This window comes from Pantoea phytostimulans (genome assembly GCF_046118715.1).
GTDB classification, from domain to species: domain Bacteria; phylum Pseudomonadota; class Gammaproteobacteria; order Enterobacterales; family Enterobacteriaceae; genus Pantoea; species Pantoea phytostimulans.
On record NZ_CP173701.1, the window covers coordinates 151765 to 176339 of the forward strand.

Here is a 24575-nt window from a genome sequence, read left to right on the forward strand (position 1 = left end):
GTACTTGCGCAACAATAGCGTCGGTGAATTAAAGGGTGTTATCAATCAGGCTGGTTGGGATGATTTTGAGCTTTTGCCCTTTCTTAGCGAGCAAGTCGCGGAAGTCATAACGCGCGCCAGGAAAACCAATCATTTTCCAGCTAGCCATATCTTTATTTCCGCCATAAATAGGATCGGACAGGAACCCTTCGCGGACGTTTTGAAGCAGTAATTCGAAAAATACCTTGGTCTCAACTTCCTCACCCAAATTGATATGATTCGTTTCCATTGCTGTTAAAACGTTGTCCTGTTGATCACCCGATAAATCAACAAAGGCTTTGCCGTATTGTTTTTGGGTAGCCTGATCCAATGCGGCAATGCCAAGTCGGTAGCGCTGAGCAGGCGTCAGCGCAGACTGCGGCCCCTGCTCTGGTGTGCCTTTCACAAACTTCCCTAGACGGTACACGGCTACGGCATTGCCATAATCGCCTGCAAGTTGTCGATCAATGAAGATCGCACAGCCCGCATCCTTACCACTGATACTCATTTCATCAGCAGGAATAAAGCGCTCAGAAATAGCACCAACGGTTGCAAATTCATGGGGTGTTAAATATTGCAATCCTCCTTGTCTTGGAGGTGGAGGCGGGGTATTTACCTGACCTGGCTGCCAGGGCTGGCCACCATTAATCACATCAGCTTTAGCAACTGTAGGTATAGAAGAGGCCACTCCCAGCGCCGTCATGGAAGTGAGAAATTCTCTGCGTTTCATATTATCCCTGCTATTGAATTGGTCACATCAAAATGGACTAATTAAAAAAACAATCACAAATCGCCAAAAATTGATTAGGGAACCGCTGAAAGCGGAACATTTCCATGAGGTATTTTTAATTCTAAACTTCCGACTTATATATTTTTATTGTTTACATTTTCGAAAGTTTCTTAAAGAAAATTTAACAGCGGCGAAATACTAAGGACTTCCTCTTAACTTTCAAAGGAGTTTCTTGATGGTTTTCCATCATGAGTAATATATGAACGCTCTGAAAAAATACTCGGTGTCTTGGCGGCATCTATTCACTTATTTGAGTGTTTGTGCTTAGGATAATAATAAGCTTTGCTCTGTACATTTAAAAATCAATTCCTGATTCCTTTTGCACCGTTGTGGAGAAAAAATGAAAAAAGTAACCCTGGAAATGCTGGCTGAAAAAGCGGGTGTTGGAATCGCCACGGTTGACAGGGTGTTAAATGAGCGCGGCGGAGTAAAACCTGAAACTGTTCGTAAAGTGTTAATAGCGGCTCGTGCTGCCGGCCTTCAGCGCTTATTACCTGAAGAAAACAGTCATCCCTGGCAAATTGAAGTCTTTTTGAGCAGCCTTGAATCCTTTTTCTTTCGCCAGTTAGCAAAAGAATTTGCTTTGGTCGCGAATAACCTTGGCTATCGTAAAATAACACTTCATCGTACCCTAGTCCCAGAATCTGAGCCCGATAAGCTTGCCAAAAAAATCAAACAAAGCAGTAACATCCGTGATGGAATAATCGTTTTTGGACATAACTACCCGATAATTTACGAAGCGCTCACATACTGCATGGAAAAAGGTGTGCCTGTGATTACACTCGCGACCGATCTACCCAATGCCAACAGGCTTTGCCATGTAGGTATCAATCAATACCAGGCCGGTAGAACTGCGGGATTATTGATGAGTAAGAGCCGCACCACGCCAGGTACCATAATCATGGTCAGCGGGCGTGTTGATTTTCATGCACATATTCAGCGTGTTGCAGGCTTTCGAGATATGATTGAACAACGCGCTCCACATCTGGCACTTCATGAGGTGCTTGCTGGACAAGATGAGCCTGACAAAATTCGATCACTTTTAAATACGGTTTTGAAACGGAACGACAATATTATTGGCTTATATAATACTGGTACGGGAAATAGTGATATAAGCAAAATACTACGTCATTATAACTTAGATAAATCATGTCTTTATATTACCCATGAACTTTCATCAGTAACGCGTCAATTATTAGAAAGTGATCAACTTGACTATACGCTTGATCAAAATGCTCATCATCATGCTACCTCAGCCATACATATTATGCTCAGGCATCTTGAACAAGGTTATAAACCTGATACCTATTCAGATGGCAATGTTGATTTGAGGATTGTTACGAGTGAAAATATGTCCTGATACAATTTCTTGGTAAAACCGAGTTAATTCTATGAACGCCAATGAGTCAATCTCATATCCAATATGTGTTGATAAAGTTTGCCTTTATTGGCTTTCAACTAACATAAATACGATGCCGTCAGGTTCAATTGCCTTTGAAATTTTCGGGGAATTTCAGACTGAAATAATAACACTTTAATCTTCAAAAACATGGTGTTAAGTGGAAAAATAATTGGGAAATGTTTTCACTGGATATGACTTTGCCACATGGCATAGAAAAAGGACCACTTCAACTGCAAGCGCAGCTTTGTGGCCCATCGTGTATGAGATTTAAAAGATTAAAGCTTTTATTTCTCCTGTAACTGCATTTTCTCAATCACTTTTTTTACAGCCACATCAAGCTCAGCCTGAAAAGCAGCCGGTAAGCGTGAGAATTCATAGGTGACTAATCGCTTTTCAACATCAACTTTCTTACGGGCAAATTGCTTTTTATCAGCAAATTCTCCCATCTTCTCAGTGACAATCTTTTTATCTACTTTCGAGGCTTTCCTGCCAGCACTTGCCGCACGAAAATAGCCGATAATTTTGGTTTTATTTGTTGGATCGTCGAAATCGAGTGCGATCCCGTTTTCAATTCGGTTACGTACGCTGTCAACCAACTCCCCTATTTCAATATTTTGAACGCTAGCTTTGTCTGCAATATCGAGTAATGCCTGATAATCGGTAATGGAAAGCTCACTTACTGAGGGAAACACGGCAATCATTTCATCAGGCACCGCTGCAGCCTGAAATGCGCGGGTTATTTTTGCAGCGGAAAGTCCTTCGGCTTTGGCAATATCCGACTGATTCATACCTTCCGGATACATCAGTTGAAGGCGCTTTCCCAGCTCTCGCAGCGTGTGTTCTTTAGCTGTCTGGATATCTTTCGCTAACTGGCGCGCATCGGCTAAATCAAGATCATCTTTGGTTACCAGCACTTCAAAAGGAGTACCATTATAGAGACACGCTGCGCGGCGGCGAGAACCGTCCAGTACCTCAATACGACCATCAATCTCCCGGCCAATTGCAGGAAAAAACTGTTGCAGCTTAATGGTACGGGCAATGTCACTTACGGATTCAGGCGTAAGTAACGACTGGTCCCGACCGTTAACTGAGGCATCTACATAGGTCTGGGCTTCAATATCATCATGCAATATTTTCGTGAGAACGAAGCGCGCTTCGACACCTGATTTCAGTACGAATACCCGGGCGCCTTCCGTCTCACTCAGCATTTTCGAGAAATTTGAATTGCCCAGCGTACGGCCCATCTTTTTCATTACTTTTGTCATTTGATACCCCTTACGAACTCAATTCTCTTGAACACCGCTTGTGTAAACCGTTCAGCTTCACGTTTTGCATTTTTCAGTGCCTCCGCGCTCCCTGGGTAGGATTGCGGATCGGCGCTGACGATGGTGTCAAAAGTCTCTCCACAGCGCTCAAAGCCGTCTAAGCGGGGTAGTGTGGCGTCCAGAATATAAGAAGTGAAAACATCCCGAGCCAGGCCATGCGTCATTTCATGGTCGCGCTTGGAGGTCATCTTCGACATAAAGCCGATGTTGCCCTTAATCCGCGGATTAATGCCCTCCTCTTCCAGCTGCTCAAGCATCTCTGGCAAGCGAGTGAGGTATTTAAGAGTGGAGTGGAAATCGACCTGAGCTGGCGGCGTTGGCGTTAAAAGCAGATCGCTGGCGGCAATGGCATTAAGCATAAAGGCGTCGAGATGCGGTCCGGTATCGATAAAGATAAAATCATAATCTTTACCGACCCGATCAATGATATTACGCCGCAGAACCTCTGAGGGCAGCACGCCTGGTAGATGCTCATGAACAAGGTCGTTCCATTGGCTGGCCACAAATCCATCATCAATGGAGGCGGGAATGATATCGACACCCGGAATGATAGTGGGCTGGATAATATCTTTATGAAGTTGTTCAGCATCCAGGTCATTAAGCATGGCCTGCGCTGCGGTCTCCATGATTGAACCGATGCTGTTGGTATGATTCAAAAACATCGTGCTGGATGCCTGTGGATCCAGGTCAATCACAAGGTTACGTAGGTCATATTGTAACAAATCTGGATGAACGCGAAGCCCGTGGGCAAGGGTTACCGTACTCACGGTTTTCGATACCCCGCCTTTCAGGTTAACCACGAAAATCACAAACGGGCCTTCCCCTTTATGCAGGTCACGATATTTCGGCACCTTACGATGCGCATAAATATCGACCACATCCTGAACGGTCAGCGCGTAATGCTTGGCATTGCCCGCATCCTTTTTACCGAACAAATGCCCCTTCGCTTCCATCTCTTCTATCGCCTGCTCAACGGCTCGACGACTGAGCTTAGGCATATTTGCCACAGAGTTACGGGTGAAAGTCTGATAGTACCGATCAAGGCCAAATTCCTGGCGTTTATCGATAATGTCGTCGCTCATGCTGCGCAGCATGGCATTTGCCCTGCGAGCCGTCTCGTCTACGCCACCGTAATTGCTTTTCATCCCGCTACTCCCTTGGCAAATTTTCCATTAGTGTACACACAGCATTGTTATGTGCAATAAATTTCGATATTCAGATAAAAGTTGTACGTGGCAATATTTTTTGTCACCGTACTCTTAGGGTTTAGCCTGGCTTATTACCTATTCCGTACTTCTAAGATTGATCATTGTGAGTTGCTGGATATGCAGGGTCACGGAAAAGCGTTGAAGGTTATCGGTCATATGCGTGAGATTCCGGCTAAGCATTACTTTTGTACCGTAGTCGTCTGTTCTGGATTAGATTTTAATGCCTCAATGATGTGTTCCTATTGCATCTTTTTATTTAAGCAATCTGTTGATTTAATACCATTTTGATAAAAAATCATTTGTTCTACTCCTTAGTAAGTAAGTTTTGCGTAATGAATAGGTTTCCATTCGTATGCTCTGCCAAGACTAGAAAAGCGCAGAGCGCTAACCCTCTAACTCCTGATGCTAACAACAAACGTAGACGATTGGCCCAATGGTTATCAGTCGTATGCTAATTACGGTGTAATAGCCCTGCCCTACCAATGAAAAACACTGCTTAGGTAAGAAACTCTCTGGTCATAGTCTGCTGCTATAACAAAGGACCAGAAGTATGCTCATCTACCGCAAAGAAAGTTTCCAGTCGTATGCAAAAGTTATCACTTGTATGCTTGAGAAGGCTTTAATGAAGGGTGTTAGCGAGGTGGATTATCCTTAAAAAGGGTATCAGGGAAAGTTATCGGAAATATGCTGGTAGTTATCGGTCGCATGCAGAAAGTTATCAGTCGTATGCATATTTCTGTTATTCAGGCGGGGCTATGAAGTATCTGACTGGCGAGGATTGAGAGAAGGTTATCAGTCGTATGCGCGAGAGTTATCAGCCATATGCAATTTCAAAAACATAATGCTAAACGCTTAGCCACAGCGCTGTGGTCATTTTTTTACCCACCGATTAAACTTTAATTTAATAAATTCAATAGATTAAATGGTTTTTTATATAAAATAAAAGTGTCATCAGCACCGTTTTCATGTCGTCTGAGGTATGGCTGAATCCGCAAAGGTTTCCCGTCGTATGCTCTAACGTAAGAGATCAGATTAAAGGTTATCGGTCGTATGCGGGCGTCAGTTTAAAAAGGGACCAGGAACGAGCCGAAAGTCAGCTAAGCACTCATGAGAAATGAAATTATGCTGATGAGCTGATTCATAATTAATTGAATAAGCTCATTATTTTGGAAAGGTTGGCAGTCGTATGCTAACGCTGGTTACTGGTCATTTGCTATCGAGGGTGATCAGGATTTTTGCAATCTCTTCCTCTGTAAAACCTGAATCCTTGAGCTTACTGATTTTAGATATCATTGCCTCATCAAGAATTTGAGGTTCAGCAGCATAGGTATCATTCATTTTTAAGGCTTTATCAGGCACTAAGCTCGGATTTCTCTTTGTGATATTGAAATATACCGATCTCCCGCGCTTAAACTCGCTGTATTCCAGATAATTGATTTCCTTCAGTTCAGCCAGGGCTTTACGAACAATATGATTCTGATAAGCAATGCGCGATTTCAGGCGTAATCTTTCCCGAAGGCGTTTCATTGAAACCGGAGCTGGATTTTTCGGTAGGCTCTCAATGAACGTGTAAAGCGCCTGGGCAGATTCTTTACGGGGAAGGTGGTCAATTGCCTTGAGACGCAGATAAACCTTATAGTCCATCTGATAAAGGTCAGTAAGACGAGGATCGCCTTCTATCTCGACTTCATTTTTTGTCAGGCTGTAATGCGCACTGTTTACAAGACCTGTTGTAAGAGAACCGGTCTCATTACGAAACTGTATCGTCACGCCACGTAAACGCATAAGGGATTCATCTATACGCTTCTTCATGTCTTTGTTAGAGCGCTTCGAATCGAACCCGCAGTTCTGTAGAAACTTTGTGAATGGCAGTTTCAGCTTACCTGCGAAACTGCCATTATCGTAGATTGAACGTATGATCCCTAACCACACCCGAAAGTCAGTGGCCATATCAAGCCGTTCGGAACGAATAGAGATATCCTTGTAGCCTTCCCGCTTAACCACTTCCAGATGGTAAAGATCCTCAAATGCATCCACGGTCGATTTAACCGTGCTTACTGAGGATTTAGATTTTGCATGATCGGTATTGGGAACAAAAAGCCCAAGGCGCATTAAGGCGACCGGCTGAACCGTTGCGTTAGCCGTAGGATTGAGGTGGACAAGTTCACCCGTCTTTTTATTCACTTCATCAGTCATGCTATCTAAGTCATTGACTTTTTTGGTCATAAACAACATCCGTTTATCAACAGGTGAATTCTACGCTGCATACGACGGATAACCTTATCAGCATACCAGTGGAAATCAAAGAGCATATAACCGATAACCTAAAGCATATGAACAGTAACCAAATGCATACGACTGAAAATTTTTTGCATATGACTGATAACCTCAATTGCCATTTAAGCCAGACATAGCAAGGGCTGCGGAGGTGCGGGGATCGTTTAGGCTTTTTTGGATCGATATTAGATCGTATTAAGATCGTATTACTGGATCTATCCTGTTGATAACGGGGATAAGTAAAAAGCAGACTCACAGGAAGGATGCGGGAAGCCGCGGGTAAGCAATCGATATGTATCAGCTCGTCAGAACATACAAACTAATCATTAAAAGATTGAAAGAAGCATCTGAATGCAGTTTTACTAAAACGTATTTTTTACATTTAGCCCCATGTCACCTGAAAACCGCAGTGATGGAGCTTTTTGTCAACGCATCTTGTGCCTTGCAGTCAGTGGGAGCTGGAATGAGAAATTCGTTACCTGGCTCCAAGGCTCGCTCGATTTACTTCATGTAATCAATCCATACGTAACACACTGTTTTTAAAGCGGGCATGAAGGTTCTGCCTGCTCTTGGTATTAGACAGAGCCGCCAGTTACTCATGGTAGTGTGTTTACTTTCAAATTCTCCGTTTCGCCAGCCCACTACAAACTCTGATGGCGTCTGAAAATTCAGTGCTGAATGTGGCCTGCATACGTTATTGCCCTGCCGCCAGTCTTTAATCATTTCCTGATGTGAATGCTATCGCTGAACCCATTCTGTATTGGCTTACCTGACTGATTTAACCGCAGCGTCAAGGCATGTTCATAAGCCGATTGACCTGTGCCCGACATGTAATTCAGGACTCAGATCGGTTCTTATCGTTGCAGGATAACCTAGTGACAGCACGATTCTGAGAGGGTGTGCTTACGGGCAGAAATCGGGGCTTCGGCTTTGCGGAGAATATGGATGCACCGTTCGTTGTAAAAACGTTTCTTCACGGAGATGTCCTCACGTTACTGATAAAGACATTACTGACATCGTGGTGTATTAATCAACGGAGAGCAGGTCAGAACCTTAGTGCATCTCATTTGTTATCTCGAGTATCTGTCTTTAGCTGCAACGTTTAAACTGGCAGCTGAATTAAAACGAACTTAGTTTAGTGCCTATTCAAGCCCCCTACCCTTTGCACGTTATCGCGGATAGTTGAATGATTTAAATTTGGAGACAATTTTTGCATCTCTAAAGATTAAAAATTCCCTGCAGATTTTCTATGATAAGTTTTTGTTTTAAATCACTTTTTATAATATATTTCAGACTGAAATTCCCAGTTTCTTTTTGCGGAAATCGCTATAGCCAAGGCTCATTTCGACGGCAGAATCGGATGCTGCTGGGGTGGCTTTTTGCTGACCGCTAATAACAGGAGATCAAGAGTGTAATGAAGCAGTGGATGGCTTTTTCGGATAAAGCGAAAACCCGCTAAAAAGCGGTTTTGGCATTTTTGAGGCAGATTTAATTGAACCGTTCCTGCAAACTTTTCAGACGCTGCTGCACCTCTTCATGAGGCTCACCGTTAGCGCATTCTACAATGTACTTACGATGAACCGACAGGCTGTCAGAGGGCCACGCTTCGAGAGCGTTAATCGCCATCTGACGGTTTCTGATCACCGGGCTCCTCAGTGCAGCTGCAAGTAAAGGCCATCCCATTTCTGGGAAGCGCTTCATTTCATGTAATACCGAATCCAGATGACGTTGAGAATTCCATTTCGGGCCCATGCCGCTGCTCAGCGTCGGCCCACTCACAATCGCCTTAAGATCAAACTGTGCTTCTGCCAGGCTGCATACGCGGCTGGCCTGGTCTGCGTCCTCTGTTTGCATCAGTTGGTACCAGAGGGTTGACTCAGGATTATCGCGCTGGCGTGCAAACAGAGCAGGGAAGGGATCCTCTTGACGAGCGCGGCACACTTCAATAGCAAGATTGAATGCGTAATCTTCGTCGCCTGCCAGAGCCAGTTTAATCACCTTATCCCAAATCGTTAACGCCAGTACTTCGGCGCTTATTGCTACTAATTGCGAGGACAGGCCTGTCTCCATTGATTCCTCATTCTGTGCCCACTCCCCGATCCAGCTGGCAGTGAGATAGTGCAGGGGATGAGCGGGCTGATAGGCAAGAACATGTTGCAAATAGAGCAGGCAGACCTTAGCACCATCGTCGTAAACTGACATACCGGGAACCGGACCTTCGTTTAACAGCGCATAAATCATCTCCGCTGCACCCAGCAGAAGGGCATTGTCGTGTTCCGTTGCCAGCGCATCCGCCAGCCCTCCGCGCACTGTACTGTTCACCGCGGTGTACTCGTTCATGACTGAATTAGCGAAGCCCTCGCGCAACAGCCAGTCACAAAGCGTTTTATCCATAGTGTCTGGCATACGCTCCATCAGGTAAATACGTCGCCAGCCGTTGACCCGCAGCGCCATGACAAACCAGATATCAGCATACTGCTCTGGCTCGACCATAGCGCGCAGCGCGATAATACCATACAGCGTAAACTCATCATGACGTGCCAGCAACTGCAATACCTCAGAACTGCGCGGATGTGGAAAGAAGGCCAAAGCCGCTATGGCAAACTTTACCGCATTACGATCCGGGGTCTGGGTGCTGAGTAATAACACTAGCTCATAGAGCTTATCCGCTTGCAGATCACGGGACCCCGGGATGGCTTTCAACAGGTCATCAAGGTTATGCAGCGATGAATCATGATTTATCAGGTCATACAACGCCTGCATTGTCTTTAAGTCCGGTATTACAAGCACCTGCTGCAACGCAGAGAGAATGTCCTCTGCACTCGGGCCCTCACTTCCTACACAGAAGTGATAAATCATCGTGCCTTCAAGCGCGCCCGCCACCCAAAATGCCTGATCTGAATCACCTAACGGTTGGTTCTCTAAAACGCTGTTATCCCATGCCAGCGGTTGTCGCTGATTACAGGCCTGCTCAAGACGTGCATAGATCGATGGCAATTGTGTATCCCACACCACCGGGAAGGTATGTTGTGTTTTTTTCCTCAGAAACCGGTTAAGCCAGCTTTTCATATCCCTTCCCTGTTATGCGTGATGTCCCAGAATTGTTTTAAACAGCAGTGCGTCTAGCAACGCGTCATCGCGCTTGCTAGGTGGCGGGGCAAGTGATGCTTTGTTCTGCTCCCCGTTGATTAATACACCGCGATGTTAGTAACGTCTTCATAAGTCACATGAGCACATCTCCATGAAGAAGCGATTTTCCGACGAACAAATCATCAGTATTGTCTGCGAGACTGAAGCTGGGGTTTCGGCCCGGGAACTCTGCCGCAAGCATGCTATTTCAGACGCCACCTTTTACACCTGGCGCAAGAAGTTTGGTTCCCCGAAGTGAAGCGGTTCAAGTCCTTTGAAGAGGAGAACGCCCGTCTCAGGAAGCTGCTTGCAGAAGCCATGCTGGATAAGGAGGCGCTTTAGGTGGCTCCGGGCCGAAAGTTCTGACGACAGACCAGAAGCGGGAAGCCGAGAAAGTCATGTACGAGGCTAGGGTCTGTCGCAACGCCGTGCTTGCAGGCTGGCAGGGCTGTCCCTGTCAACCTGCCGGTATTCGGCTCAGCGTCCGGCTGCTGACGCGCAGCTATCTCTACGCATCCCTGAGCTGGCACTTGAACGCCGCCGCTTTGATTACCGGCGTATCTGGCAGCGTCTGCGGCGTGAAGGCCTTTGCGTTAATCACAAGCGGGTTTACCGCATCTATCACCTTAATGGCCTGAGCGTAAAACGCAGACGGCGTCGTAAAGGGCTGGCGACTGAGCGGCTTCCGCTTCTGCGCCCTGATGCACCGAACCTGACTTGGTCGATGGATTTTGTCATGGATGCACTCGGCAGCGGCCGCCGGATTAAGTGGCCTTACCTGTGTGGATGATTTCACTAAGGAGTGTCTGACGATAACCACTGCATTCGGGATTACAGGCGTTCAGGTTACACGCATTCTGGACAGCATTGCGCTGTTTCGTGACTATCCGGCGGCGATAAGAACCGATCAGGGCCCAGAATTTACCTGCCGTGCGCTCGATCAATGGGCCTTTGAGCATGGTGTTGAGTTGCGCTTAATCCAGCCGGGTAAGCCAACGGAGAACGGATTTATTGAGAGCTTTAACGGCCGCTTCGGGAAAAATTCCTGAATGAACACTGGTTCAGCGATAATCTGCATGCCCGGAAAATCATTAATGACTGGCGGCAGGACTATGACGAGTGCAGACCTCATTCATCGCTGAATTACCAGACACCATCTGAATTTGCAGCAGACTGTAGAAATGAAAAATTAGAAGGTAAACAAACCGACATTACTAACTGATCGTTGTATCTAATACCGAGGAGCAGGTCAGGGGTAGTTGTATTCTAAAGGCTTATGCTGGCGGAGCTCAATTCGGGTGCAGAGGAGACCGTACTGGTTACGAGTAGATATGAGCGGACAGACACTTGCCTTGAGCTGTTAAAAACAGCTTGATACTGAACGTATCCTGTAAATATGCATTACATAGAAAACCGTTTTTGTTCTATTAAATGAGCGATTTTCATCCTTCCAGTCGCATTTTGAGGTGCGTACAAAAAGCACTAAATTCCCTTGCGAGAGTAATGATGAGTTTTCAGGTCATGAGAGAACTTTACACCTCTGGTGCTCCTTTTCATTTGTCTTGTAGAACATATAATCTCAAAAAGCTCGGTAAATATTAGCAAAAGCACATTCTTTAATATTACAGCATATCATGTACTACCTTTTCCCATGGCGCGACTGGGCTCCAGGCAGCAATAACATGGTCGATAAACTGCCTCACTTTTGGGGACAACTGTCGCTTGCTAGGATAAACAACATTGATTGATTGACTAACTTCTTGCGCACTTTCAATAACCTGGATGAGTAAACCAGATCGCAATGAATCTGAAACTAAATAAAGTGGTAGCTGCGCTATTCCTATATGCGCATACACTCCCTGGAGCAATACTACAGCGTTGTCAGCCGTGATCCTTCCGGAACCAGAAAAAGTAATGCTCTTACCTGCTGTTTTATATCGCCAGGGCAGGACCTTTCCGTCATAGGAAAAATGGATGCAACTGTGTTTCTTCAAGTCTGCTATATTTTCCGGTTTTCCCATATTTTCAAGGTATTCAGGCGTAGCGCAGGTTATTGTACGATGCTGACATATTGCCCTGCTGAGTAATCTTGATTCTCGATCGGGTTCACCGATCCTGATAGCCACATCGAATGCTTCATGTGTAAGATCAACATAACGATCGGTAAATACAGTGTCTATACCAACTTCAGGCCATTTATAAAGGTAATCGTTCACAAGTTCTGTTCCGTACATTTGGCCCAGAGTAACCGGCATAGTTAATTTCAATCGGCCTCTAGGTAATGTATTACGGCTGGTCAACATTTGTTCAGCTTCACGTAATTCCTCAAGAAGCGGAACACAGCGGGCATAAAATAATTCTCCCTCGTCAGTCATACTCAAGCTACGTGTTGTGCGTTGAAATAAACGAATGTTTAACCGTTCTTCCAACCTGCTAATGCGTTTTCCTACTGCAGAACGTGTTAAGCCAAGCACTTTACCTGCCGAGGTAAATGAGCCAGCTTTTGCTACAGCCACGAAAGCCAAAATATCATCAATGTTCTTTATTTCCATATTTATCAACCTATTAAATAAATGATTAATTATCTCCCCAGTATGGGGAAACACATTCTCCAATACATAGATTATCGTGTCATTTGTTCTGTATCTTCTCCATAAAACTCGTCTGTTTCATTTAAAATGAATGTCGGGATCATAAACGGAATACATCATACTTATGAATCTTTCATTACCTGAAGACCTTTGTAACCACCGGGGATTTAAACATGTCTTTAAACCGGGAAAACTGACTTTTGGACTAATTGCACCAATTGAAGGTTATGCACTATCTCCTTTTCCAACGATGAAAAATCATGCTGAAATGGCCCAACTTGCTGACCAAGGAGGGATTTCAAGCTTATGGATAAGAGATGTGCCTTTCTTCGACCCCCGTTTTGGCGATGTCGGACAAATCTATGACCCGATGGTGTATTTAGGTTATCTCGCTTCAATCACCAAAAATATAACGCTAGGCACAACCGGAATTGTATCAACCCTCCGCGATCCTCTGTTTACTGCTAAACAGGCCGCTAGTATTGACCAGCTTTCAGGTGGACGTTTTTTACTGGGGTTATCAACTGGCGATCGTCCGGTGGAATATCCAGCGTTCAATGCAAAATTTGAAGACCGGGGGGAAAGATATCGTGAAGGTTGGAACTTAATCAAAAAAGTGACAGAAGAAGAATTTCCGTCATTAACAACGCACCATTATGGAAGCCTTCATGGTGCGATTGATCTGGTCCCTAAACCAGTACAAAGTCGTATTCCTATGATGGTTGTAGGGCGGGCACAACAGTCGATGGAATGGATTGCTAGTAATGCTGATGCATGGCTGTGGTATGCAACTGACACATCCCGAATTGGGGAGGTAATCACGGACTTCAATACCGCTGGCGATGGTAAAACGTTTCGGCCTTATGGTTATTCGACTTGGTTTGACATGAGCCCAAATCCTGATGGTCCATTACATAATTCACACGGCGTACTGAGAGGGGGCTGGAAGGCACTGATTTCACATTTCAAACAACAAGAAGAGGCGGGCGTTTCACACATTGCACTCAATATGAAGCCAATGCAGAGACCCGCCAAAGATATGCTTAACGACTTAATTGATCACGTTCTTCCTCATTTTCTTGGTCAGGAGTAAACAATGCATCCGATAAGAATAAAATTCATGGAACTCCTGCACTATTTCAGTTATTCGTGGCAGACCGGTATATGGAACAACGACAATGGCCATTTTGTTGAAACAGTAAGTTTTTTTTGTGACCAGCACGGCAATGCTATAGGGCTCAATGCGTTATCTCATAAACTTGCTAAAGATGTTCTAACATACCCTCTTAAAATATCCACTAGTAATTATGCGGTTGCTATACAAGGCAATGAAGGTGCTATAAGCGCATATGTCTATGGATACTTGAGTTCAAAAAAGGGAGGCGCTCTGCTATTTGGGGGGGCAATGGTTTTACGTTGTGTCCAGTTAAACCATCAATGGCGGATCAGTGAAGTCAGAATGTCATTGTATTGGTCAAAAGGACAAAATAAACTTATTTCTCATTGGGCTAACCCTCCGGGCGAGAATGGTTGGAATATCAGAGACCCATTGCCATCATTAGTTAGTGAATATGAATCGGTTTGGGCTTTGTTTCCTGACTCCGACTTGTCGGAGAGTGATGAAGTACAGATTGGTGAATTATTTTCCCGTTATGCTTGGGCACTCGATCAGGCAGACTGGCAACTTTATGCCAGCGTTTATTGTGATGACGCGCAAGGTGATATGCAGCCTATTGGATATATGGAGGGTAAACGTAATATCGTAGCCCTCAACAAAGGCTTCCGACGACCTTGGCCTGTTATGCAGCATTTTGGTATCCCACTTGAAATTAAAGTCAGCAAAGATGGTAAGACTGCAACTATGCTTGTCGGCAGAATTATTCCTGAACGTTCTAACGATGAGGATGGTATTCCGATTTATGGAGCTCACTATCCTTTTCGTCTAAGAAGAGATACTGATGGGAAATGGAAATTTTCTTGGGTTCAATACGTTCCTGGGTGGTTTCGTCACACAGAAACTAGTGATGATTAATAGAATAAAGGTTTTTTCAGCTTCATTTTTCGTGAGGCTATGGAACAACAGCCTGCAGCGGTAATTAGTACTTTACAGAGTTGTCAGGGACGCTTTGAATTTACTGCTTCGGCGGCACTAGATTCAAAGTCATATTTGTGAAAGCGGATATCATTAACTGATTTGCCTTGGCTCACCCCGGCTGGTGTAGTTTTCAGTCAATCTCTTGAAAGGTGAAAATTAATTATACTGCAGCCTTGGATTCGGCCCGGACATAAGCACTCTTCTGACATGTATCATACATTCCTGGCAAAGCATTTAGCTGTACTTACTAAACGGTCGAAGTCGTTTCTCCTGCTAAAGTCTGCGAGGCAGGAAGCATTTTCCATTGACGTTGAAGCGGACCTGCCATTTTAGTTCCGAGTAACATATTGCCGTTGCTTTTGAAAACAGCGCAACCAGATCGTCCAAGTGGGCGATTCATTTTTTGTCCCGTCTCAGTGAGGCGAATAAACACTCATCATATGACTTTTCTCTGTTCCCCGAAAGCGTCCGGACGTCAAGTCGAAAACAAGGTTTAAGTATCCAGTGTCGAATATGGTTTTCTACTACTTTCAGCTCTAAGCAATTAGTGAAATTAAATGTTCAGACAGTATATGCCCGAGGGGTATTTTCACCTGTTTTTACCCGATATGCTGTGTATAATTGTTTGTTTTTGTATATGTTTATCAGCTCTTTTAACCTATTTTTACTCGTTTTGAAGAAAGCTGCTCTTATTTAAATTGAGCGGGCTGCGCGAGAGAACGGCCCGCGTAAATGTTGAAGCTGAACTTTAAGACTGCGCTTGGTTTCCAAGGAAGCCTTCATGCCTCCTGTCGCGTAATCTATACAATTAAGGGGTAGTGTCAGTCTTCAGTTTGGGAGCCGGCAAGAGCATTCAGATGTGGTTGGCATGACAGGCGGACACAGTAGCGCGTTTTTAACAGTTAATCTTCCGAAAGCTATAGGGGGAGATGCCAAATTTACGGATAAACATATAGGTAAAAGATTGCTGGGAAACGAATCCATTTTTTTCTGAAATGTCGATAATTTCTTCTCCGGAACTCAGCAAATCTGCCGCAGCCTGATCCAGACGTTTATTACGAATATACGCACCGATACTGGTATCTTGAATTTCACGGAACATACGTTGAATATGCCATTTCGAATAGCCTGACCGACTGGCAATCATCTCTATGGTCAGCGGGGTGCATAGCATGCTGTCTATCCAGCGGGTCAGATCGCTTATTACGTTTTTTTTGTCCAGCATTGTGTTTCTCCTTTAAAAGCTTCCTGAACCGGTGCGGTTACTCATTTATGCCGTCTTGCCTATAGGATGATTGAAACAGTCTCTGAAGCCTGTGTGGTCAGATACTGAGGTACCATCAGTGGTTTGAGTTCATCTACTGCCCTGAGGATACGCTGTTTCATGCTGGCATCACGTAACTCCAAACTATTATATTCACTGCTGGCAGCATAAATGGCGGTTGCCACTGTTGCCGTCCGGAAGTAGTTTAACAGGGGGCGTAACTGATGCTCAACCTTCAGGGCATGCCTTTCTGATCCGCCCGTGGCTGCAAGGATGACCGGCTTACCAGCCATGGCATGGGGATCAATCATGCCGAAAAGATGCTTGAACATTCCTGGATAGCTGGCTTGGTAGGTAGGAACGCCCGTCACTAGTACATCTGCAACAAGAATAACCTGTATAACGGCTAAGGCCTTTTCATCCAGCTGGCCAGGATTGCGCGACAGTGCCAACGAATCACCAAAATCAGACAGATTATAGAAATTTTTCGTTCAGCCCATATCTGCAAGCCGTTTCCGAAACGATCTGGCTGACCAGCGTATGCGCACGTGATGGGACATAGTAATTTCCAGTTAGTCCGACGGCATATTTTTTCAAGTTGTTACCCTGTTAAGTGGATTGCGTAAGCACTCCGGTCCGTTATGCGTTAATTCTTCTTGCAACTGACTGGTGTCTATGACTGCCTTGATTCATGATATGTTATCTTTTGGGGAATAGGTTTCCCGACTCAGGGAAACCTATTCCCCGGTCCGGAATGTCAGAAAAATAAGATGAAGATTAACAGTATTGGCGACAACTCAGTATTATTCACAGGCGTTAGAGCGGCCTGACAGTTCTTCGTTAAGTGCACGTATTTTCGCGTCTACCGTGGCGGTAAGCTGCCCGGCCAGCCTAATTTTTCCTCTTCTGGGCCGCCATCTAAATACATGTGTAACTCGCTGTAGTTGCTAACCCAACTCATGCTTCAGCGTCCCCTAGTTGCGTACAGACTGCCGGGTGCCTGCGGGAAGGGCGGCGGCACCCCCTCTAATGCGTTCTCGGCGGCGGCAAACTTCGTTGTCATTCTGACGTTTACGCGCCGTGTTGAGTTGCCGACGGTTAACCTGATTAAGCTCAACGGCTACTGTCATGGCACCAGCACGACAAAGACATTTGCTACATCCTGCGCCTGCCCCGGCCTGTGAGTTCAATCAATGGATGCAACACACTGGTTAAATCGCTCTGCGGGTGACTCATAGCCTCGCGTTTTTCTCGGTCTCTCGTTAAGTTATCTGGAAATACTATTTAACCTTTGCTGACTATGAACGGAAAAATCCGTTCCTTTTGGGAAGTACTCTCGGAGTAATCTGTTCGTGTTTTCATTTGATCCCAGTTGCCAGGGCGATTGCGGATCACAAAAATAGACCTTAATGCCTGTTACAACGGTAAAAAGCGTGTGATTAGTCATTTCAGCACCTCTGTCCCAGGTTAATGTTTTATATATTTCGTCAGGTAATTTTTGGGCTTGTCTGATGAGGGCAGCTATTACCGTTGTGGCCTTGTTAACACTGATTCTGGCGAGCATAACAAAGCGGGAATGACGTTCTACCAGAGTAACAATACAGGAGTTTTTAGCGCCTTGTATCAGCTCGCCTTCCCAGTGTCCGGGTATGGCTCTGTCTTCGACATCCGGGGGCCTTTTGCTGATGGGTATTGCATCAGGTATTGAGCCTAATCCTTTCCCTTTAAGCGAGGTGGTTCTGGGTTTGCGTACTGTTCTTCTACTTCTGAGATATTGTTGCAGTTCTTTTTTAAGGCTCCCCGGGTTTGTATAAAAAGCGTTTTATAAATCGTTTCGTGTGACATATGCATTTCCTGATTATCGGGATAACAGTGCTTCAGCCAGCCGGCTATTTGTTCTGGCGACCAGCCCTGATGCATTTTTTCAGCAATTATTTTTCACAATGCAAGGCTTTCAATTAATTGGCAAGGCCTGGGCCTCAGGGCATTATCCCATGCGGTTCTGTCCGCTTTTGCCGCACGGTAATACGTTGCTCCTCCGTGTCTTTGGATCTCACGACGGATAGTCGAAGGGGCTCTCGATAATTTATTCGCTATTTCTTTGATACTGCGTTTTTCAACCAGCCCTCTGGTTATCTCCTCTCTTTCGTCAAGCGAAAGCGATAAACGGTGGCGTTTACGAACAGGAGGACGGAATCCACCCGTTTGGGTGGATAGTAGACATAACAGAAGAGTGATATCGATCAAACATTCTGGCGATATCATGCAAGGGATCATCTTGCTTATATCTGTCCCAGATAATCGTTTTCTGTTCTGGAGTGTAGTTAATACGTGTTCTTCGTTTCATGGGAACGTCCTCCTCATTTAAGGATAGCGTTCATCGACCCGTTGAACCCACAGCTCATAGCGAATGTTAGTATCAACAGCCTGATGGCCCCCTTCGGCTCCCCGGCGTTGCCGGGTCGTCAGCCCGATTGCGCTAACCGGCAGAGCCGGTAACGCAATCGGACCGCAAAAAGACGCGTTCCGGGCCTTGCGGCTGGGGTCTGATGGCGAACGTCAACCAAAAAATGCAGGGTTATTGTTTATATTATCGATAATTAATCTTTTTTCGAATGGGTGCCCGTGTGCCGGACTGACAGAATGAGCGCACCGGTCAGTATCAGAAGATGGCATCAGGAAGCAGAGTTAAGAAAGCGTAAATCACGGCAGCAATGAGAGGATCCCAGGGGACGGGAGGTGCAAAAAGTAAGCAGTATGTTCCTGTGCTTCGTAAAACCTGCCTGAAACCAGTTGTGTCTGTCTGAAAAAACAATCTGACAAGAGGATGTCATATGAAAGCCTGTTGCGCTCAATGCTTCGCTCCGCTGACGCCCGAAGAAAAATATTATTTTTACAAAAAGTATGAGTATTGCGAAACAGATAATGTAGTGTTTATGGATGAGTCCCGTCTGTTTATAAAGCCGCCTGTATATATGATGAGTTTAATTGGCTTTCAACTGCGTCGTATTGGGTTTTCACAAATCAAAATATCTGGATAAAGAAATGGGCTCATCTGGTCTCAAATCAGGTCAACTCAAAGCTGAATACCGGCATGCGGTGAATGCCATCATCCAACACTCCAGAGAAAAAGAGAAAGTAAAAGGCGGTGAAGTATTAATTAAATTTTCAATAAGTTGAGAATCCACGCAAAGAAAACTATCAGCAGGGATTCTTTTACAAAATATAGGGTTTATTTAACGGCTGGGGAACCCTTACCCGGACTTTCCTTTCATCAGCCATCCCTAAATGACCACATCGAAACAAAGCTGGAAGTTACTGGCTAAAGTTTAAAGGCAACATAACCGAAATCAGAGGCTGTATGAGTTGATGATGCGGTGGTACCGTCAACTTCGCCGATAACAGGAAGCGTGCGGCTGAAGCAGGGCGAAAGGGCGGCTTGGTCAGCGGCAGTAATTACGCAACGACTCGGACAGGGCTTTGTGGCAAAAGCAACTTCACACCAGACTCAATGGACGGGGACAGATCAATGTCGGTACTGGCAAGAAATATAAAGTGCGATGCGATAGGATGCGAAGCTATCCGAACGCTGCCAGGAAATATAGCGGAACTTAAAAGGATGTTTTCAGACCGGAGCTCTCTTGGTATTGATAATGCTTTACTTACTTTTCTCGAAACTTCCGCGAAGAGCATGGGATATACTGAGCTCTGGCTTGAAACCCGGCTTGTTAACCACAGGGCTGTACATTTTTTATAAAAAATGGCTACATCCGCATTGAGAACTACGGACCATACATAGGCTGGGAAGAGGCTGTATGTTTCTCTAAAGCATTACAAGACTGACATAAAGCTGCTCAACGTAAGCGTACTTCGGCTGAATGTCAGTATTTGTGCAGCGTGCGCATGTCCGCTATGAGCGAAAAGCGGACATTTATTTGACTGATCTTAAAAGTATTGAGTAAGGAACTTTTGCATATCTTTGCGGCTGAACAGCCTGATCCGTCTTTCGTGAATGACTTTTGGAAACACGTTAATTCTACGTTCTTACCAAAAGTAGTCTCTGGCAGTGCATCATACGCAAGGCTGAAAGCTTTGATTTTTACTTGTTCAAATTAGCGATTTAACGAATGGTTGCACCTTATTCATTAGCGCTCTGAAGGTGTTTACAGTGTGCGCTTCGGGCACATTCCGGGTCTTGCTGCGGGACGTGATGGCCTGACCCCTGATAACGGCACGCGGTGGCAGCGTTGTGTCGAAGCACAGTCTAGCGGCACCCGGCAAAGCGGCTAGATGATCATTTAAAGTCCTTTTCGCACTTTGTAACAATGGTTTGTGCAAGCGCAACGGCTGATGTTCAGAACCTTCCTATACTTTTCCTGATGAGAATTTTTCTTTCACTCAGGCCCGTAAGGACCTTCTCGGATGAGGCTATTTATGATCACACTTCACCACGCTATCAAGATTGCCGCACCGCGCCCTGCGGTATACAACGCTCTGACTGACATCGTCCAGATGGCCGCCTGGCATGCCGGTAAAGTCGAAGGCGACATCGCAGAAGGAAAGGTGCTGACGCTGCGCCCGAAGAGCGATACTTACTTCAGCTGGCGCACCGAGACGCTGGATACCAACGCGCGCATCGTGCAGACCTCGCTGCTTGAAACCGACAGCCAGGCAGGCAAAACCCTGACCTTCACTCTCTCCGATCTGCCTGACGGACGCACGCTGGTGGCGCTGTCGCACGGCGAATGGACACCTGCCGATGCGCACCTGCCGTTTTGCAACACTTACTGGGGCGAAGTGCTTTTTCAGCTGAAAACTTTTATGGAAACCGAGTAAGGAGAATCATGATGCCGCAGAAAAAACCGCATACCTATCGCGTCGTCAAGCCGGGCGAACCACATCCGCAGGGCTGGGATGTGCCGCCGGTCAACGATTTGCGCTCGGCAATTGCCCTGCTGAACACCCTGCCGGGCCACTATATCGAGACTGACCGCGAGATCGATCCCAATGCCGAACTGGCGGGCGTTTATCGCCATATCGGCGCGGGCGGTACGGTAATACGTCCGACGCGCATCGGTCCGGCGATGACGTTTAATAAAATCAAGGGCTTCCCAGAAGCTCGTGTGCTGGTAGGGCTGATGGCAAGCCGCGAGCGTGTCAGCGCGTTGCTGGGCGCGCCGGTGCGCGAACTGGGGATCCAGATGGCGGAAGCACGGAGAAACGTCACGCCGCCGGTGATTGTAGGGCAGGCGCAGGCACCCTGTCAGGAGGTGGTTTACCGCGCCGAAGATGAGGGATTTGACCTGCGTAAAATCCTGCCTGCGCCAACCAATACCAGCGAAGACGCCGGCCCTTACTTCTGCCTCGGGCTGGTGCTCGGCAGCGATCCCGATGACCGCGACAACGTTGACGTCACTATCCACCGGCTCTGCGTACAGAGCAAAGACGAACTCTCCATTTTCTTCGCGCCGGGCCGCCATATCGACGCTTTCCGGCAGAAAGCGGAGGCAGCAGGCAAACCGCTGCCCGTGTCAATCAATATGGGGCTGGATCCTGCCATCTATATCGGCGCGGAATTTGAGGCGCCGACCACGCCGTTTGGCTTCAACGAGTTATGTGTTGCGGGCGGCCTGCGCGGTCAACCGGTCGAACTGGTGGAGTGCCTCAGCATCAGGCAGCGCGCCATCGCCCGTGCAGAGATTGTGATCGAAGGAGAGATCATGCCTAACGTACGTGTTGAGGAAGATCAGAACACCCATACCGGTAAGGCGATGCCGGAGTTTCCCGGATACACCGGTGAGGCTAATCCGTCACTCCCTGTCATTAAAGTCAAGGCGATCACCACGCGAAAAAATCCGATCCTGCAAACCCTGGTTGGGCCGGGCGAGGAGCATGTCAGTCTGGCGGGCATTCCCACCGAAGCCAGTATACATATTGAGTGCGAGGACGCGCTGCCGGGACTGGTCAAAAATGTTTATGCCCACAGCGCTGGCGGCGGCAAGTTCCTAGCAGTATTACAGGTACAGAAGCGCAACGCCGGGGATGATGGCATGACACGCCAGGCGGCGCTGATTGCGCTGGCGGTCTACCGCGAGCTGAAGAACGTGATTCTGGTGGATGAGGATGTCGATCTGTTCGATACCGATGATGTGCTGTGGGCGATGCAAACGCGCTACGTTGGCGACCTTGATACCTTGTTCGTGCCAGGCATCGCCGGTCACGTGCTGGACCCGTCGCAGCAGCCTTTCTACGATCCGCGCGTGACGGCGAAGGGCACCACCAGCAAAACCATCTTTGACTGCACCGTACCCTATCACCTGAAAGAGCATTTTGTGCGCGCGCAGTTTAAAGAGGTCGATCCCAGCCTGTGGGCCCCGGAGCTGTTCGGTAAGAAATAGGCATAGTCCGCGTGAGTAAAAGAAGCCGATAATCTGTGTCATCGGTTTTTTATTTCCTAGGGGATTAGCCCACCAGCGTTTCCAGACCCATGCTTCGGTGGGTCGACGCGGTGCGTAGTCTGCAGCGATTTGGCAACCAGGTTCGACATGCCTGTATCCGTGGCGCCGTATTCGCCGGTTCGATCTGAGTGACACAGGGGTAACTGAGATGACGGACGATCCACATGCGCTATTTACAGAACCGTTCATCGGATACACACCGTCCAGGTTATGGCTGAGACGGAATGTGCATCCTACAATCGCTATACAGCCGGAGCAGCGCGCCCGAGGATAACAAGCGGGCGCGGGAATTTTTACTTGATCAGCGACACAAATTTTTTGTGCTCATCAGCGGCGTGTAAATGCGTGCGGGGCTGGGTCCGCTTTACCATGTGTCTTGCTGGCATCGCATACCCAAAAGCTGGGCGGCCCTGCGCGCCGGAAAAACCCCGTGCTGACGCACCGGCTCTCTGGCTCAGCCGGTAAGCTCCGGCGGACCGTGAAAAGATGCGTTTCGGGCCTTATGGCTGGGATGTGATGTCAACGACCTTATTAATTTACGTAGCCGGCTTTCGCTTGCGGGTTGTTATACCGTTATACCGCGGACGACGTTCTGCTGCTCTGAACATGACGTCAGAAAATACCCCCTTTCAGGAGAACCGGAAACATACGCGAACCCGGGTTCACCGAAGTGCATGCCGGCAATACGTAAATTTTGACGAACGGCCTGTTCAAGAATGGTTTTTCTTGTTTTCTCTGCCTGGGCTGGATCTCAGTCAAATGAAATTGAAACTTCAGGCCGGGCTGACTGAATATGCGGATAATGCACAACGTCACCCCAGATCAGCAGGCTTTCATCGCATGAATTTATCAGAAACCCGGTGTGTCCAGGCGTATGTCCCGGCAGACTTACAGCCTTGATCCCCTCACTGATTTCTGCTTCATCAGTAAAACGCAGCACAGTGCCATAAGCTTCCAGCGTGCGGCGAACCAGCGACCCGGTCATCTGCATACGTTCACTCATGAGTTTCAGCTTATTTTCATCCTGCCAGAATGCTGCTTCATCACGACTCAGGAAAAGTTCAGCGTTTCTGTATGCAGGCTGACCATGCTCATTCAGCAGACCGCCGATGTGGTCTGGATGTCCGTGAGTCAGAAGAACGGTATCTATATCGTCTGGATTAACGCCTGCCGAGAAAAGGTTTTTTTTAAATTCACCACCTGCATAATTCAGTCCTCCCATCCCGGAATCCACCAGTATGACCCGTCCCTGTCCGCGTATGAGGTAGCAGTAAATATGAATATCATCGGGAGCTGTTACTCCTGACTTCTCCTGAATTTTTCCTGCCTCGGTTAAATCAATTCCTGACAGTAAACCCAGGCTGGCTTTCATTCGTCCGTCGCTTATTGCGGTTATAGAGTAATGGCCAATTTTTTGCGAAAGAAAAGGTGACGTATCCATACTGTCCTCGCTTAATGAAAATAAAATTATAATTTGCAGTTTCATTCGGTCCGTGATGTTTAAACCAGCCAGTAACAGTCGCTGGCAAGTCAGTGTTACGGTCACGGCCTAAAGATATTGAAGTTAAATGCCTGATGAGACTATGATAATTTTCGACTCAGTTGAGACCAAAATTGTTGTGGACATAAAATTACTGCGTTCTTTTGCCACCGTTGCCTTATTCGAACATGTCGGACAGGCAGCAGAAAGGCTTCATATTTCTCAATCTCCACTCAGCAGACAGATCCAGCAGCTTGAAAGTGAATTAGGTATTACGCTCTTTCATCGTGAGAAAAAGCGATTACGGCTGACAGAAGAGGGAAAGAAGTTTCTTATTGAGGTAACGCCTTTTTTACAACATCACGATCGCCTGAAAGATTACGGGCGGCATCTTTCGCATGATTACGCTGGGCGACTGGATATAGGCTACGTAGAAGCGGCACTCCATTCCCGGCTTCTTCCTGAGGCAATTGCACGGCTTGGCATGGGGCATGAAGCAGATATCCGCCTGCATGCTATGCGTTTAAAGTAACAGATT

Annotated in this window: 16 protein-coding genes and 5 pseudogenes; 9 read left to right on the top strand and 12 right to left on the bottom strand. The window is 46.6% G+C overall.

Annotated features, from left to right (window positions below; translation table 11 throughout):
• Window positions 1–28 precede the first annotated feature (28 nt).
• Window positions 29–748: a gluconate 2-dehydrogenase subunit 3 family protein gene (locus ACF2G4_RS23110; protein WP_243080050.1), complete on the bottom strand. Its 720-nt coding sequence runs from the start codon at window positions 746–748 to the stop codon at window positions 29–31.
• Window positions 749–1148: 400 nt separating this feature from the next.
• Between ACF2G4_RS23110 and ACF2G4_RS23115 the strand changes: the two genes are divergently transcribed.
• The gene (locus ACF2G4_RS23115; RefSeq protein ID WP_409076495.1) at window positions 1149–2168 is read left to right on the top strand and encodes a LacI family DNA-binding transcriptional regulator; all 1020 of its coding nucleotides are present in this window, start codon (window positions 1149–1151) and stop codon (window positions 2166–2168) included.
• 326 nt (window positions 2169–2494) lie between these two features.
• Here ACF2G4_RS23115 and ACF2G4_RS23120 read toward each other — a convergent pair whose 3' ends face one another.
• The 5 genes and pseudogenes from ACF2G4_RS23120 to ACF2G4_RS23140 form a co-directional block, all read right to left on the bottom strand.
• Window positions 2495–3475 (bottom strand): ParB/RepB/Spo0J family partition protein, encoded by a 981-nt coding sequence (locus tag ACF2G4_RS23120; protein WP_409076496.1) that lies wholly within the window; start codon window positions 3473–3475, stop codon window positions 2495–2497.
• Window positions 3472–4680: an AAA family ATPase gene (locus ACF2G4_RS23125; protein WP_409076497.1), complete on the bottom strand. Its 1209-nt coding sequence runs from the start codon at window positions 4678–4680 to the stop codon at window positions 3472–3474. The genes ACF2G4_RS23120 and ACF2G4_RS23125 overlap by 4 nt, the downstream gene beginning before the upstream one ends.
• Before the next feature lie 1269 nt (window positions 4681–5949).
• The gene (locus tag ACF2G4_RS23130) at window positions 5950–6969 is read right to left on the bottom strand and encodes a RepB family plasmid replication initiator protein (protein ID WP_215845127.1); all 1020 of its coding nucleotides are present in this window, start codon (window positions 6967–6969) and stop codon (window positions 5950–5952) included.
• A gap of 642 nt (window positions 6970–7611) precedes the next feature.
• Window positions 7612–7908, bottom strand: a pseudogene (locus tag ACF2G4_RS23135) (IS3 family transposase); the annotation flags it as partial.
• Between the two features lie 600 nt (window positions 7909–8508).
• Window positions 8509–10089 (bottom strand): hypothetical protein, encoded by a 1581-nt coding sequence (locus tag ACF2G4_RS23140; protein ID WP_409076498.1) that lies wholly within the window; start codon window positions 10087–10089, stop codon window positions 8509–8511.
• Between the two features lie 172 nt (window positions 10090–10261).
• Between ACF2G4_RS23140 and ACF2G4_RS23145 the strand changes: the two are divergent.
• A pseudogene (locus ACF2G4_RS23145) lies at window positions 10262–11371 on the top strand (IS3 family transposase).
• 400 nt (window positions 11372–11771) lie between these two features.
• On the opposite strand, the gene ACF2G4_RS23150 reads toward ACF2G4_RS23145, so the two are convergent.
• Complete coding sequence (locus tag ACF2G4_RS23150; protein ID WP_409076499.1) at window positions 11772–12701, bottom strand: LysR family transcriptional regulator; 930 nt, start codon at window positions 12699–12701, stop codon at window positions 11772–11774.
• A gap of 163 nt (window positions 12702–12864) precedes the next feature.
• Between ACF2G4_RS23150 and ACF2G4_RS23155 the strand changes: the two genes are divergently transcribed.
• Together ACF2G4_RS23155 and ACF2G4_RS23160 are read left to right on the top strand one after the other, a co-directional pair.
• Complete coding sequence (locus ACF2G4_RS23155; protein WP_409076500.1) at window positions 12865–13833, top strand: LLM class oxidoreductase; 969 nt, start codon at window positions 12865–12867, stop codon at window positions 13831–13833.
• Between the two features lie 3 nt (window positions 13834–13836).
• The gene (locus tag ACF2G4_RS23160; RefSeq protein ID WP_409076501.1) at window positions 13837–14772 is read left to right on the top strand and encodes a nuclear transport factor 2 family protein; all 936 of its coding nucleotides are present in this window, start codon (window positions 13837–13839) and stop codon (window positions 14770–14772) included.
• 958 nt (window positions 14773–15730) lie between these two features.
• Here ACF2G4_RS23160 and ACF2G4_RS23165 read toward each other — a convergent pair.
• The 4 genes and pseudogenes from ACF2G4_RS23165 to ACF2G4_RS23180 all read right to left on the bottom strand — a co-directional run bounded on the left by ACF2G4_RS23165 (window position 15731) and on the right by ACF2G4_RS23180 (window position 18376).
• Window positions 15731–16060 carry a helix-turn-helix domain-containing protein gene (locus ACF2G4_RS23165; RefSeq protein WP_409076502.1) on the bottom strand — a complete coding sequence of 110 codons (330 nt, stop codon included), beginning with the start codon at window positions 16058–16060 and terminating at the stop codon, window positions 15731–15733.
• 59 nt (window positions 16061–16119) lie between these two features.
• Window positions 16120–16551, bottom strand: a complete 432-nt coding sequence (locus ACF2G4_RS23170; protein ID WP_409076503.1) for an NAD(P)H-dependent oxidoreductase — start codon at window positions 16549–16551, stop codon at window positions 16120–16122.
• An 815-nt stretch (window positions 16552–17366) separates the two neighbouring features.
• Window positions 17367–17903: pseudogene (locus ACF2G4_RS23175) on the bottom strand (IS30 family transposase); the annotation flags it as partial.
• Window positions 17904–18037: 134 nt separating this feature from the next.
• Window positions 18038–18376 carry a helix-turn-helix domain-containing protein gene (locus tag ACF2G4_RS23180; RefSeq protein WP_409076504.1) on the bottom strand — a complete coding sequence of 113 codons (339 nt, stop codon included), beginning with the start codon at window positions 18374–18376 and terminating at the stop codon, window positions 18038–18040.
• 711 nt (window positions 18377–19087) lie between these two features.
• Here ACF2G4_RS23180 and ACF2G4_RS23185 point away from each other — a divergent pair.
• The 4 genes and pseudogenes from ACF2G4_RS23185 to ACF2G4_RS23200 all read left to right on the top strand — a co-directional run bounded on the left by ACF2G4_RS23185 (window position 19088) and on the right by ACF2G4_RS23200 (window position 22497).
• On the top strand, window positions 19088–19279 hold the full coding sequence (locus ACF2G4_RS23185; RefSeq protein WP_409076505.1) for a hypothetical protein: 192 nt from the start codon (window positions 19088–19090) through the stop codon (window positions 19277–19279).
• A 292-nt stretch (window positions 19280–19571) separates the two neighbouring features.
• Window positions 19572–19942: pseudogene (locus tag ACF2G4_RS23190) on the top strand (GNAT family N-acetyltransferase); the annotation flags it as partial.
• A 591-nt stretch (window positions 19943–20533) separates the two neighbouring features.
• Window positions 20534–20935, top strand: coding sequence for an SRPBCC domain-containing protein (locus ACF2G4_RS23195; RefSeq protein ID WP_409076506.1), 402 nt, complete (start codon window positions 20534–20536; stop codon window positions 20933–20935).
• 8 nt (window positions 20936–20943) lie between these two features.
• Window positions 20944–22497 (top strand): UbiD family decarboxylase, encoded by a 1554-nt coding sequence (locus ACF2G4_RS23200; RefSeq protein WP_409076507.1) that lies wholly within the window; start codon window positions 20944–20946, stop codon window positions 22495–22497.
• A 625-nt stretch (window positions 22498–23122) separates the two neighbouring features.
• Here the strand turns inward: ACF2G4_RS23200 and ACF2G4_RS23205 are convergent.
• A pseudogene (locus tag ACF2G4_RS23205) lies at window positions 23123–23998 on the bottom strand (MBL fold metallo-hydrolase).
• 127 nt (window positions 23999–24125) lie between these two features.
• On the opposite strand from ACF2G4_RS23205, the gene ACF2G4_RS23210 reads away from it, so the two are divergent.
• The gene (locus ACF2G4_RS23210; protein WP_409076508.1) at window positions 24126–24569 is read left to right on the top strand and encodes a LysR family transcriptional regulator; all 444 of its coding nucleotides are present in this window, start codon (window positions 24126–24128) and stop codon (window positions 24567–24569) included.
• The last annotated feature ends 6 nt before the right edge of the window (window positions 24570–24575 follow it).

What these genes read in the sequence shown, in the direction of transcription:
- ACF2G4_RS23130 (WP_215845127.1), bottom strand. Translation starts at nt 6,969, where the DNA reads ATGACCAAAAAAGTCAATGACTTAGATAGCATGACTGATGAAGTGAAT.
- ACF2G4_RS23110 (WP_243080050.1), bottom strand. Translation starts at nt 748, where the DNA reads ATGAAACGCAGAGAATTTCTCACTTCCATGACGGCGCTGGGAGTGGCC.
- ACF2G4_RS23200 (WP_409076507.1), top strand. Translation starts at nt 20,944, where the DNA reads ATGATGCCGCAGAAAAAACCGCATACCTATCGCGTCGTCAAGCCGGGC.
- ACF2G4_RS23125 (WP_409076497.1), bottom strand. Translation starts at nt 4,680, where the DNA reads ATGAAAAGCAATTACGGTGGCGTAGACGAGACGGCTCGCAGGGCAAAT.
- ACF2G4_RS23165 (WP_409076502.1), bottom strand. Translation starts at nt 16,060, where the DNA reads ATGCTGGACAAAAAAAACGTAATAAGCGATCTGACCCGCTGGATAGAC.
- ACF2G4_RS23210 (WP_409076508.1), top strand. Translation starts at nt 24,126, where the DNA reads ATGCCTGATGAGACTATGATAATTTTCGACTCAGTTGAGACCAAAATT.
- ACF2G4_RS23155 (WP_409076500.1), top strand. Translation starts at nt 12,865, where the DNA reads ATGAATCTTTCATTACCTGAAGACCTTTGTAACCACCGGGGATTTAAA.
- ACF2G4_RS23160 (WP_409076501.1), top strand. Translation starts at nt 13,837, where the DNA reads ATGCATCCGATAAGAATAAAATTCATGGAACTCCTGCACTATTTCAGT.
- ACF2G4_RS23180 (WP_409076504.1), bottom strand. Translation starts at nt 18,376, where the DNA reads ATGATCCCTTGCATGATATCGCCAGAATGTTTGATCGATATCACTCTT.
- ACF2G4_RS23120 (WP_409076496.1), bottom strand. Translation starts at nt 3,475, where the DNA reads ATGACAAAAGTAATGAAAAAGATGGGCCGTACGCTGGGCAATTCAAAT.
- ACF2G4_RS23150 (WP_409076499.1), bottom strand. Translation starts at nt 12,701, where the DNA reads ATGGAAATAAAGAACATTGATGATATTTTGGCTTTCGTGGCTGTAGCA.
- ACF2G4_RS23140 (WP_409076498.1), bottom strand. Translation starts at nt 10,089, where the DNA reads ATGAAAAGCTGGCTTAACCGGTTTCTGAGGAAAAAAACACAACATACC.
- ACF2G4_RS23195 (WP_409076506.1), top strand. Translation starts at nt 20,534, where the DNA reads ATGATCACACTTCACCACGCTATCAAGATTGCCGCACCGCGCCCTGCG.
- ACF2G4_RS23115 (WP_409076495.1), top strand. Translation starts at nt 1,149, where the DNA reads ATGAAAAAAGTAACCCTGGAAATGCTGGCTGAAAAAGCGGGTGTTGGA.